Below are 11,555 nucleotides of genomic sequence, written 5' to 3' on the forward strand. Positions count from 1 at the left end.
CCCTCTGCACCGCGCGGCGGCTAAGGGAGGCGCGAACCGACGACGCCAGGAAGGGCTACACGATGCGCAGCGCCTCGATCACCCGCAAGACCAACGAGACCGACATCACCGTGATGGTCGACCTCGACGGGACGGGCACGGCTGACATGCATACGGGGGTGGGATTCTTCGACCACATGCTGGACCAGCTGGCGCGCCATTCGCTGATCGACATGAAGGTGCGGACCGACGGCGACCGGCATATCGACGACCACCACACGGTCGAGGATACGGGCATCACCCTGGGTCAGGCCCTGCGCGAGGCACTCGGCGAAAAACGCGGCATACAGCGATATGGCCAATGCGCGCTGCCGATGGACGACACGCTGGTGACGGCCGCGCTGGACCTGTCCGGTCGGCCCTGGCTGGCGTGGAACCTGCCCATGACGGCCGAGAAGATCGGCACCTTCGACACCGAGCTGGTGCGCGAGTTCTTCCAGGCGCTGGCGACCCATGGCGGCATCACGCTGCACGTGGATCTGGTGCGCGGCGTCAACAGCCACCACATCGCCGAGGCCGCGTTCAAGGCCGTCGCCCGCGCCCTGCGCACGGCGGTCGAGACCGATCCGCGCAAGGGGCACGCCGTCCCGTCCACCAAGGGCACCCTCTGACCGCGATGACCACCGTTCTGATCGACACCGACAGCGGCAACCTGCACTCGGCCGAGAAAGCGTTCCAGCGCATGGCCCGCGAGGCCGGCGCGGGGCCAGTCCTCGTGACCTCGGACCCTGATGAGGTCGCGCGCGCCGACCGCATCGTCCTGCCCGGCGACGGCGCTTTTCCCGCCTGCGCCCGCGCGCTGATGCGCGACCGCGCCGCGCTGCACCAGGCGCTTCTGGAAGCCGTGGAAGGGCGCGGCCGTCCTTTCCTGGGGATATGCGTCGGCATGCAACTGATGGCCAAGCGCGGGTTCGAGTATGAAGAGGCCGAGGGGCTGGGCTGGATCGACGGCGAGGTCGTCCCCATAGCGCCCGCCGATCCGACCCTCAAGGTGCCCCACATGGGGTGGAACGATCTGGTGATCGACCGCGCGCACCCGGTGCTGGACGGGGTCGAAACCGGGGATCACGCGTATTTCGTCCACTCGTTCCACATGGCCATGACCGTGCCTTCGGAACGTCTGGCCCATGTCGACTATGGCGCCGCGTTGACGGCGATCGTCGCCAACGGCACCTGTGTCGGCACCCAGTTCCACCCCGAGAAAAGCCAGGCCACCGGCCTGCGCCTGATCCGGAACTTCCTTGAATGGACGCCTTGAGCCATGGCCGGATGCCCATTACATTGAAGGGCACCTGACCGAAGAGGCCACCATGTTCGCCATTCCCGGCAAGCAAGCCGTCACCATCACCCCCACCGCGATCCGCCAGATCGTCAAGCTCATGGATGCCAAGGGCCATAAGGGCCTCCGCGTGGGCGTCAAGAAGGGCGGCTGCGCGGGAATGGAATACACCATGGATTATGTCGACGAGATCGACGCCCATGATGAGCTGGTCGAACAGGACGGCGCACGGGTGATGATTGCCCCCATGGCGCAGATGTTCCTGTTCGGAACCGAGATCGACTATGAGACCTCGCTGCTGGAATCGGGCTTCAAGTTCCGCAATCCCAACGTGGTCGACGCCTGCGGCTGCGGCGAATCGATCAAGTTCAAGGACGTCGAGGAACTGAGCGCCGAACGCGACGCCTGAAGCGCACGACCAAGGCGCGCCAGCCCATGCGCTTGGATCCGGCGCGAAGCTCCCGATAGATCAATTGCTCCAGCTCGTATTCCGTCAGCGGGCGGGTGTCGCGATATTGCTGGGGTGTCTGTCTCATGCCAATCTCCTTTCGTTTCTAAAAGAATGAGGCATTGATGCCGCCTGATCAGCGCCCGAGATTGCAAGCCGGTTTGCAAAAATGAAAGATGGTCCCGACTGGTCCGACCTGCGGCTGTTCGTGGCCGTGGCACGCGAGGGCGGGATCGGCCGTGCCGCGCCCGTGACCGGCGTCAGCCCCGCGACCCTGTCGCGGCGGATGCGCGCGCTGGAATCCGATTTGGGCCGCGCCCTGTTCCGCCGCGGGCCCAAAGCCTATGCCCTGACCGCCGAGGGGCATGCCCTGGCCGCACAGTTGCGCCCGATGGAGGAGGCCGCCGCCGGTCTGGTCCGCCCCCTGCCCCAGCGCGTGCGCATCTCGGCCGGGACTTGGACCACGCTGGACCTTGCACGGAATATCGACCGGATTTGGCGGTGCGACGCCGATTGGGTCCCGGAATTCGTCTATTGTGACCGGCCCCTGGATATCGCCCGGCGTGAAGTGGATATCGGCATCCGCAATCGCGCGCCCGACCAGCCATGGCTGGCCGGACGGCGCGTCGGATACGTGGACTATGGCGTCTATGCCGCGAATGAGGGGATCGAGGGGTGGATCGGCCCGGCCGAAGGGACGGCGCCCGTTCCGTCTGGCCTCTGGATCGAGGCGACCCATGGCACCGATATCGTCACACGCGCCAACACGCCAATCGTTGCCGCGACCTTGGCCGAAGCCGGGCTGGGCCGCGTGGTCCTGCCGACCTTCATCGGCGAAAGCCGCGATGGCCTGACCCGCCTCGGTCCGACGATATCCGACCTGCGCAGCGAGGAATGGCTGGTTGCCCATCACGAAGGGCGGCACCTGCGCCCCGTCCGACGCGCGCTTGCGGCCCTGTCGCGCTATCTCAGGCGGAGATCGGCCTGATCACTCGGCGGCTTCCACGGCCTCTTCGGCCTCGATCTGGGCGGCACGCTTCTCGACCTGTTCGACGATGTGATCGACCATCTGGTCGTTCGACATCTTGTGGCTCTGCTTGCCGGCCAGATAGACCATGCCCGACCCCGCACCGCCGCCGGTGAAGCCGACATCGGTCATCAGCGCCTCGCCCGGGCCGTTCACCACGCAGCCGATGATCGACAGCGACATGGGCGTCTTGATATGGGCCAGCCGGTCCTCCAGCGCCTCGACCGTCTTGATGACATCGAAGCCCTGCCGCGCGCAGGACGGGCACGAGATGATATTGACCCCACGGTGGCGCAAGCCCAGCGACTTCAGGATCTCGTAGCCGACTTTCACCTCTTCGACCGGATCGGCCGACAGGCTGACACGCAGCGTGTCGCCGATACCCATCCACAGCAGGTTGCCCAGCCCGATGGCCGACTTGATCGTGCCGGACATCAGGCCCCCGGCTTCCGTGATGCCCAGGTGGATGGGGGCGTCGGTCGCCTCGGCGATGCCCTGATAGGCGGCGGCCGACAGGAACACGTCGGACGCCTTCACGCTGATCTTGAACTCGTGGAAATCATTGTCCTGCAGGATCTTGATGTGATCCATGCCGGATTCGACCATCGCGTCGGGGCACGGCTCGCCATACTTTTCAAGGAGGTCCCGCTCCAGCGAGCCGGCGTTGACGCCGATCCGGATGGAGCAGCCATGATCCTTCGCCGCCCGGATCACTTCCTTCACGCGGGTGTCGTCGCCGATATTGCCCGGGTTGATCCGGAGGCAGGCAGCACCCGCCTCGGCCGCCTCGATCGCGCGCTTGTAGTGGAAATGGATGTCCGCGACGATCGGCACAGGGCTTTCGCGGCAAATTTCCTTCATGGCCTGCGTCGTCGCCTGATCCGGGCACGAGACACGGACGATGTCGGCGCCCGCTTCGGCGCAGGCCTCGATCTGCTTCAGCGTGGCCTTGGCGTCCGTCCCGTCGGTATTCGTCATCGTCTGGACGGCGATGGGGGCGTCGCCGCCGACAGGCACGTTGCCCACCATGATCTGCCGGGATTTCCGCCGATAGATGTTCTTCCAGGGGCGAACGTGATTGAGGGTCATGGGACTGGATGCTCCGCGATGCGTGTCGCGCCACACCTAGGCGTTCTGTCCGGGCGTGCCAAGCGGGGCGCGGCAATCACTCCGCCGGGGCGGGCGCATCCTGTCCGGGCAGGCGGGGTGGATCTTCTTGCAACTCGGCAACCACGCGGGCCAACGCGGTATCCTGCGTAATATTGGCAACCTCGTAGGTCGAGGTCAGGTTATCGGCCGACAGCGCAAGGTTGCCCGTGACCTGACCCGCGCCACCGGCCGGGCCGTACGGGTCGCCGTTGACCGCGAAATAGATCGCGCCGGACTCGCCCGTGCGCAGGGTCGCAGGCTCTTCGGTTCGGGGCAGGACGAAGCGGTCGCCCTCGTCCATGATTTTCTCGTAAAGGGTGGTACCATCGGCCGAGCGGACGCGCACCCACGAGGGGCGGACGGCGAAAACCACGACCTCGGGGATCGTGTCGGCGACGACCTGCGGTCCCTCCTGCCCTTCGGGCCCCGCGGAGTCCGCCAGGGCCGCGAGGACGGCAGCCTCGGTCGCATCATCGAACTCGGTCTCGAGACCCGCGACGCGACTGGCGTCCGGGATCGACTCGACGGGCGTGCTGGCGGGACCTGTGCCGCGGAACGTCCCCGACTCGCGCGGGTCGATGGTTCCGATGGGGCCGTCACGCGCCACCATCACCGGCACATCAAGCGCCTGCGGGCGATACAGCCGGTCGAACCCGTCGCGGGCGGCGGCCACGGCCGGGTCGTCTGAATTCTCGTCGGCTGGGGCGACGCCGTCCAGCGGATCGATATCGGCGATCACCTCGGGGGCGCGGTTCACCGGGACGACCTGCACCCGTTGCACCTCGCGCAGCACCGAATAGCCGCCATATCCCAGAAGACCGATGAGGCCGACCAGCACGGCGATGGACCCGATGGCCCCGGGCTCGATCCGCGCCAGGAAGCTTTCCCCTTTCAGGGCGACGCCCAGGTTGCGGCTGCCGAAGGGCGACGGCTCGCGCAGATTGTCCTGCCGCTTGCCGGCCGATGCGGCCTCGCTCATCCCGTGGGCGGTGGAGAATCCGGATTCGACGCAGAACGCCTTGAACGCCCATTCGGGGTCCAACCCCAGGAACCGCGCATAGGACCTGACGTAGCCTGCGATGAAACCCGGCGTCTCGAACGCCGAAGGATCAGCATTCTCGATGGCGGCGATATAGGTGGCCTTGATTTTCAGTTCGCGCTGGACGTCCAGAAGCGATTTGCCCAGCGTCGCACGCTCGCCCCGCATCATGTCGCCCAAGCGCAGGTCGTAATCGTCGAAGCCCTTCGGCTCGCTGAGCAGTTCGTCCTGTTGACGGAAACGCCCGATCATCTGCCAGTCCCTTCGACCTGCCACCCGAGAGCCTTGCCCGCCGCGAAGACTATTCCCCGCACCGGCCCGGCGCTGCTCATTACTAAATGATTAGCACAAGACGGGGGAAACGGAACACAGAGAATTGTGGCTTATGCAATCATTTCGGCACGATTTAGCGCACAATGCGACCATAGCGTGTCTAGCGCATGGACCAGCGCATCCATTTCGCGCGGTCCGTGAACGGGCGACGGGGTGAAGCGCAGACGCTCGGTCCCGCGCGGTACGGTGGGGAAGTTGATCGGCTGGACGTAGATGCCAAAATCCTCGAGCAGCATGTCCGACAGCATCTTGCAGTGGACCGGATCGCCCACATGCACTGGCACGATATGGCTGCCATGGTCGATGAACGGCAGCCCCATGCCCTTCAAACGGGTCTTCAGGATGCGCGCCTGCGTCTGGTGGCGATCACGAAGCTCCTGCGCGGTTTTGAGGTGCCGCACGCTGGCTGCAGCCCCTGCGGCAACGCTGGGCGGCAGGGAGGTCGTGAAGATGAATCCCGGCGCGTAAGACCTTACGGCATCACACATTTTCGCGCTGGCGGCGATGTACCCGCCCATAACGCCATACGCCTTGGCCAGCGTGCCGTTGATGATGTCGATGCGATCCGCCAGGCCGTCAAGCTCGGTCACGCCGCCGCCACGGGGGCCGTACATTCCGACCGCGTGCACCTCGTCGATGTAGGTCAGTGCGCCGAATTCCTCTGCCAGGTCGCAGATCTCGGCGATGGGGCCGAAATCGCCATCCATGGAATACACGCTCTCGAACGCGATCAGCTTGGGCAACGCGGGGTCGTCCGCCTGAAGCAATTCACGCAGATGCGCCACGTCGTTGTGACGGAAGATGCGCTTGGCCCCGCCATTGCGGCGCACCCCTTCGATCATCGAGGCGTGGTTCAGCGAGTCGGAATAGATGATCAATCCGGGAAAGATCTTCGGCAGTGTCGACAGCGTCGCGTCGTTGGCGATGTAGGCGCTGGTGAACAGCAGGGCCGATTCCTTGCGGTGCAGGTCGGCCAGCTCGGCCTCCAGCCGCTTGTGATAGACTGTCGTGCCGCTGATGTTGCGCGTGCCGCCCGACCCCGCGCCGGTCCGCTCGACCGCTTCCTGCATGGCCGCGATGACCACGGGATTCTGGCCCATGCCCAGATAGTCGTTGCCGCACCACACCGTCACCGGGCTTTCGGTGCCATCGGGGCGGGTCCAGACGGCGTGGGGGAAATTGCCGCGTGTCCGCTCGATATCGATGAAGGTGCGATAGCGTCCTTCGTCATGCAGCTTCTGGATGGCGGCATCGATACTGGCGTCGTAATTCACGCGGTCGCTCCTTGTCTCTCGCCGGGCTTACATAATCACGCGACGCCCGGTGTCACGGGGCCAATCTGTCGCCCCGGTCTGCCCCTCGTTCAGGTTTGGCCCATATTTTGGGCAAGGTCCACCGCTGGACACCAAAAATACCCCTGATACTTTCGCCATCGATCCCACCCGAAATGCCGGAGCCCCCATGTCCCTGTCTGCCGTCCTCGACCGTATCGATGCCGATCTCGACCCCGCGCTGGACCGGCTGATGGCGTTCCTGCGCATCCCGTCCATCTCGACCGACCCGGCCTATGACGGCGACACCCGCCGGGCCGCCGCGTGGTTGCGCGACGAGCTGGAAAGCTTGGGCTGCAGCGCCGAACTGCGCGAGACGACGGGCCATCCGATGGTGGTCGCCCATACCGGCGGCGAAGGCCGCCCGGTGCTGTTCTACGGCCACTACGACGTCCAGCCCGTCGATCCGATCGAGTTGTGGCACCGCGGCCCCTTCGACCCTGCGATCGAGGATCAGGACGGCGCGCGCGTGATCCGCGGGCGCGGCGCCGCCGACGACAAGGGCCAGCTGATGACCTTCGTCGAGGCCTGCCGCGCGTGGAAGGCCGTCCACGGGAGCCTGCCCGGCAACGTCACGTTCCTGTTCGAGGGAGAGGAGGAATCAGGCTCCCCCTCCCTCGTCCCGTTCCTGGAGGCCAACAGGGAAGAGCTGTCGAAGGATGTCGCGCTGATCTGCGACACGGGGCTCTTCGCCCGGGACAAGCCCGGCATCGTGACCCAACTACGCGGACTTCTGGGCGAGGAAGTCGTCGTCAAGGCGGCGTCGAAGGACTTGCACTCGGGCTCCTTCGGGGGCGTGGCGACCAACCCGATCAAGGCGCTTACGAAGATCCTGGCACAGTTGCATGACGACACCGGCCGCGTCACGATCCCCGGCTTTTATGACGGCGTGCCCGACCTCCCCGAGGATCTGCGCACCCAATGGGAGGGGCTGGGTTTCGATGCCAGCGCCTTCCTGTCGGGCGTGGGCCTGACCACCCCCGCAGGCGAGACCGACCGCACCGCGCTGGAGCAGATCTGGTCGCGCCCCACGGCCGAGATCAACGGCATCCGCGGCGGCTATGCCGGACAGGGCTTCAAGACGGTCCTGCCGGCCGAAGCCGCGGCCAAGATCTCGTTCCGCCTGGTCGGCCAGCAGGACCCCCACGCGATCCGCGAGAGCTTCCGCAAGATGGTGCACGCCATGCTGCCCGCCGATTGCAAGGTCGAGTTCCACGACCATGGCGCCTCGCCCGCGTCGGTCATGAACACCTCCGACCCCGCGTTCGAGGCGGCGCGCACGGCCCTGTCGCAGGAATGGCCGAACGAGGCCGCCTATATCGGCGCGGGCGGCTCGATCCCCATCGCGGGATATTTCCAGGAGATCCTCGGCATGGATTCGATGCTGATCGGCTTTGGCCGCGACGACGACCAGATCCATTCGCCCAACGAGAAATACGACGTCGCCAGCTTCCACCGCGGCGCGCGCTCGTGGGCGCGGATCCTGGATGCGATCTCGAACGGTCAAAGCTCCAGCCACACCCAGACGTAATAGATCGCGCAGAACAGCATGGGCGCGGCGGTCAGACTGACCGCCGTGGTCCAGCCGATCCTACGATCCTCGGAGGCGCGCAGCTCCCGCACTTCGGCTCGGCCCATGCGGCGGATCCGGTCTTCCCCGTCCCGACCCACTTCGATGACGTCCTCGACGCGATACGCCGACCTCTTGCGCCCGATCCATCGCAGCACCGGCACATGGATCAACGGAGCCGTCCACAGGGCGATCGCCGGCGACCTATCAAGGCCCGTCTCGGCCCCGACAAGCACCACCATCCCGGCCATGCCCGTGACAACGCACGCGCGCCAGATCGACCAGCCGTCCAGCCTGTCCATGACATGGGCCGTCTGCGTCGCTACCGTCAGCAGCGTGCCGAAAACCAGCCCCGCCAGGGGAACCACCGCCGCCATACCCAGCCAATCCCACATCCGGCCATTCGACGGGCCCCAAGCGCGCCGGTCAAGCCCCCGTTGCCCGTTGACGAAGCGCGCGCGACGGGCCACACCCGCGGCATGAAGATCATCATCGACACCGATCCCGGCCAGGACGACGCCGTCGCGATCCTGCTGGCCCTCGCCTCGCCCGAGATCGAGGTTCTGGGGATCACTGCCGTGGCCGGCAACGTTCCGCTGGACCTGACGACGAAGAACGCCCGCATTATCTGCGAGCTTGCGCGACGGACCGACATCCCCGTCTTCGCCGGCGCGCGGCAGCCCCTGAAGCGCCCCCTGGTCACGGCCGAACACGTCCACGGGCGCACCGGCCTCGACGGGCCCACCCTGCCCGATCCGACCATGCCGTTGCAGGACCAGGACGCGGTGGAGTTCATCATCGAGACGCTGCGCCGCGAAGAGGCGGGCACGGTCACGCTGGTCCCCATCGGGCCGCTGACCAACATCGCGCTGGCGCTGCTGAAGGCGCCCGACATCGCCGAGCGGATCGAACGGATCGTGCTGATGGGCGGCGCCTATTTCGAGGTCGGCAACATCACCCCCGCGGCCGAGTTCAACATCTATGTCGATCCCGAGGCGGCCGAGACGGTGTTCCGGTCGGGCGTTCCGCTGGTCGTGATGCCGCTGGACGTCACGCACAAGGCGCTGGTGACGAAGGCGCGCAACGATGCGTTCCGCCAGATGGACACCCCCGTCGGCACCGCGGTCGCACAGATGACCGACTTTTTCGAGCGGTTCGACAAGCAGAAATACGGCTCGGACGGGGCGCCGCTGCACGATCCCTGCACGGTTGCATGGCTTTTGAAGCCCGACCTGTTCACGGGCCGCGAGATCAATGTCGAGATCGAATGCCTCAGCGATTTGACCCGCGGCATGACCGTGGCCGATTGGTGGGGGATCACGGATCGCCCGAAGAACTCGCTGTTCATCGGCGATCTGGACGCCGACGGGTTCTTCGATCTGCTGACCGACCGTCTGGCGCGGCTTTAGGGCATGTCGGCAACCCTTCGCATCGCCCGCTCGGGGGAAGAGTCCCAAGCCATCCGCCTGGTCGCTGCCTGCCATGTCGAGACGGGGCGCGCCCCCGATCCCGACGACCGGGACATCGCCATCTCTGCGCTGCTGGCGGGCGAGGCGCCGGGCGCCTTCTACCTGATCGGCCCCCCGTCCAGCCCGGTGGGGTATCTGTCGATCAGCTTCGGGCATTCCATATCCGAAGGGGGGACGGTCGCCTATCTCGACGAGCTCTATATCCGCCCATCCGTCCGTCGTCGCGGCATGGCGACCGAGGCGCTACTGGCCCTTTTGAAAATGCTGTCCCAGCACGGCGTGCGCGCAGTCCACGCGACCCCGCCCCCGGGGGAGACCTCGCTGCTGTCCCGGCTGCGTTTCACCGACCAGGAGATCCGGCTTCTGACCCGGATCCTGTAACGGCAGGCGGAACGCTGCGGCGTCCCGCGGGTTGGCGGGATGATGATCACCGGACCCCATATCCCCCGCCCCGCCATGGCCCTCGCGCTTTTCTTTGCCGCAACCGCCGCGTCGGCGCAGACCGATCTGGGCGACCGTGCTCTGGAACTTGTCAACGACTCCCGCGCGCAGGCCGGTCTGGACGCGTTGACCGAAAGCGACGTTCTGAACGAAGCCGCGCAGGCCCACGCGACTGCCATGTTGCAACAGGACTTCTACAGCCACGTAGCCCCTGACGGGCAAACGCCACGCGACCGGTTTCTTGCAGCGGGCGGCGGTCAATGGGCGCAAAGCGGCGAAAACCTTGCCACCTGCTCCGGCTGCGAAACGCCCGCGGACATCGCCCGGGTCGAGGCGTTCCACGACGGCTGGATGCATAGCCCCGGCCATCGCGAGAATATCCTGTCGCAAGGGTTCGAACGTTTCGGCTATGCCACCGTGGGAGAGGACGGACGGATCTACGCCGTCCAGACCTTCGCGGGACCCGGTGCCACGGACGGCGATCGCCTGTCCCCGGCCGCAGCCCGAGAGGCTGCACTGTCGGAGGTCAACGCGCGACGGGCGGAGTCAGGTCTGGACCCGCTCGAGCCCAGCAGTTCCCTCGACACGCTGGCGGAACGGGTGCTGGACGCGCGTCTCTCCGAAGAAGAGATGCCCGAAAACATCTTCGGGCTGTTGCCCGAGGGGTCCGACGGCTGGACCAGCCTGAGCCTGCAAAGCGCAACCCGGGGCGGCGCGGGAACCGAAATGACCGGGGCGGACGTGGCAGGCTTCGTCGACACCTGGTCGGGATCCGGGGGCGCGGCTCTGGGCGGGGGGACCGCGACCGCCCTGGGCTTTGCCGCAACCGCGACAGATGAAGGCCGCAAGACCGCCGTGGCGGTCTTCGGCGGGCGCGACTGACGGTGCCCTACAACACGACCGCCATCACCAGGATCATCAGAAGCGTGTAGATCGCCACGCCCCCGCCGATCAGCACGGTGGGGAAGTTTCGAGACATCATCGCGCGGCCCATCTGGCTGGCTTGCCGCATGAGGTCCGGCCAAGTGTAGCTGACAAAGTCGCCTTGCGTGAAGACGGCCTTGATCCGCCCTTCCGCATCGACCACCGGCAGGCGCCGGAACCGCTCGTTCGACATGATCCGAAGCCAATCGACCACGTCGTCGTCCTCACGTGCCAGGCGCGGGTCCTTCGTCATGATATCGTCGAGCTTGGTGTCCTTGGCCGTGCGGTCCATGTTGACGATCTTGCGCATCACGTCGCGCTCGGTCACGACGCCGATGACCTTGTCGTCCGCATCCACGATCATGACAGAGCCATAGTTCTTCTCGCACATCGCGGCGACCGCCTCGGCGACGGTTTGGTCGGCCGTCATCGTCAGGGGCCGGGGCTTCGACTTGAACTCGGCGCGGTCCTTGATCCTCATTCCGGGACGGTCTTCGGCTTGCATG

At 66.2% G+C, this 11,555-nt stretch carries 13 protein-coding genes; 8 read left to right on the forward strand and 5 right to left on the reverse strand.

Features of this window, described 5'->3' with window-relative positions; translation table 11 throughout:
- The first annotated feature begins 62 nt into the window (after positions 1 to 62).
- The 4 genes from hisB to PAA8504_RS02785 all read left to right on the forward strand — a co-directional run bounded on the left by hisB (position 63) and on the right by PAA8504_RS02785 (position 2,754).
- Positions 63 to 650, forward strand: a complete 588-nt coding sequence (gene hisB, locus PAA8504_RS02770) for an imidazoleglycerol-phosphate dehydratase HisB (RefSeq protein WP_108892607.1) — start codon at positions 63 to 65, stop codon at positions 648 to 650.
- Between the two features lie 5 nt (positions 651 to 655).
- Positions 656 to 1,297 (forward strand): imidazole glycerol phosphate synthase subunit HisH, encoded by a 642-nt coding sequence (hisH, locus tag PAA8504_RS02775; protein ID WP_108892608.1) that lies wholly within the window; start codon positions 656 to 658, stop codon positions 1,295 to 1,297.
- 52 nt (positions 1,298 to 1,349) lie between these two features.
- Positions 1,350 to 1,727: a HesB/IscA family protein gene (locus tag PAA8504_RS02780; RefSeq protein WP_108892609.1), complete on the forward strand. Its 378-nt coding sequence runs from the start codon at positions 1,350 to 1,352 to the stop codon at positions 1,725 to 1,727.
- A 208-nt stretch (positions 1,728 to 1,935) separates the two neighbouring features.
- The gene (locus PAA8504_RS02785) at positions 1,936 to 2,754 is read left to right on the forward strand and encodes a LysR family transcriptional regulator (RefSeq protein ID WP_108892610.1); all 819 of its coding nucleotides are present in this window, start codon (positions 1,936 to 1,938) and stop codon (positions 2,752 to 2,754) included.
- Here the strand turns inward: PAA8504_RS02785 and ispG are convergent, their stop codons facing one another.
- The 3 genes from ispG to hemA all read right to left on the reverse strand — a co-directional run bounded on the left by ispG (position 2,755) and on the right by hemA (position 6,588).
- On the reverse strand, positions 2,755 to 3,882 hold the full coding sequence (gene ispG / locus PAA8504_RS02790; RefSeq protein ID WP_108892611.1) for a flavodoxin-dependent (E)-4-hydroxy-3-methylbut-2-enyl-diphosphate synthase: 1,128 nt from the start codon (positions 3,880 to 3,882) through the stop codon (positions 2,755 to 2,757).
- Positions 3,883 to 3,958: 76 nt separating this feature from the next.
- Positions 3,959 to 5,233: a helix-turn-helix domain-containing protein gene (locus tag PAA8504_RS02795; RefSeq protein ID WP_108892612.1), complete on the reverse strand. Its 1,275-nt coding sequence runs from the start codon at positions 5,231 to 5,233 to the stop codon at positions 3,959 to 3,961.
- Positions 5,234 to 5,364: 131 nt separating this feature from the next.
- Positions 5,365 to 6,588 (reverse strand): 5-aminolevulinate synthase, encoded by a 1,224-nt coding sequence (gene hemA, locus PAA8504_RS02800; protein WP_108892613.1) that lies wholly within the window; start codon positions 6,586 to 6,588, stop codon positions 5,365 to 5,367.
- A gap of 187 nt (positions 6,589 to 6,775) precedes the next feature.
- Between hemA and PAA8504_RS02805 the strand changes: the two genes are divergently transcribed.
- Positions 6,776 to 8,176, forward strand: a complete 1,401-nt coding sequence (locus PAA8504_RS02805) for a M20/M25/M40 family metallo-hydrolase (RefSeq protein ID WP_108892614.1) — start codon at positions 6,776 to 6,778, stop codon at positions 8,174 to 8,176.
- On the opposite strand, the gene PAA8504_RS02810 is transcribed toward PAA8504_RS02805, so the two are convergent.
- Complete coding sequence (locus tag PAA8504_RS02810; protein ID WP_108892615.1) at positions 8,149 to 8,610, reverse strand: hypothetical protein; 462 nt, start codon at positions 8,608 to 8,610, stop codon at positions 8,149 to 8,151. The genes PAA8504_RS02805 and PAA8504_RS02810 overlap by 28 nt on opposite strands.
- Positions 8,611 to 8,694: 84 nt before the next feature.
- Between PAA8504_RS02810 and PAA8504_RS02815 the strand changes: the two genes are divergently transcribed.
- From PAA8504_RS02815 to PAA8504_RS02825, 3 genes are read left to right on the forward strand one after another with little or no spacing between them, the layout of a single operon-like run.
- Positions 8,695 to 9,624 carry a nucleoside hydrolase gene (locus PAA8504_RS02815; protein WP_108892817.1) on the forward strand — a complete coding sequence of 310 codons (930 nt, stop codon included), beginning with the start codon at positions 8,695 to 8,697 and terminating at the stop codon, positions 9,622 to 9,624.
- 3 nt (positions 9,625 to 9,627) lie between these two features.
- The gene (locus tag PAA8504_RS02820; RefSeq protein WP_108892616.1) at positions 9,628 to 10,065 is read left to right on the forward strand and encodes a GNAT family N-acetyltransferase; all 438 of its coding nucleotides are present in this window, start codon (positions 9,628 to 9,630) and stop codon (positions 10,063 to 10,065) included.
- A gap of 39 nt (positions 10,066 to 10,104) precedes the next feature.
- Positions 10,105 to 11,007 carry a CAP domain-containing protein gene (locus tag PAA8504_RS02825; protein ID WP_108892617.1) on the forward strand — a complete coding sequence of 301 codons (903 nt, stop codon included), beginning with the start codon at positions 10,105 to 10,107 and terminating at the stop codon, positions 11,005 to 11,007.
- A 7-nt stretch (positions 11,008 to 11,014) separates the two neighbouring features.
- Here the strand turns inward: PAA8504_RS02825 and PAA8504_RS02830 are convergent, their stop codons facing one another.
- Positions 11,015 to 11,554: a CBS domain-containing protein gene (locus PAA8504_RS02830; protein WP_108892618.1), complete on the reverse strand. Its 540-nt coding sequence runs from the start codon at positions 11,552 to 11,554 to the stop codon at positions 11,015 to 11,017.
- Between the last annotated feature and the right edge of the window lies 1 nt (position 11,555).

Source organism: Palleronia abyssalis (genome assembly GCF_900302445.1).
GTDB classification, from domain to species: domain Bacteria; phylum Pseudomonadota; class Alphaproteobacteria; order Rhodobacterales; family Rhodobacteraceae; genus Palleronia; species Palleronia abyssalis.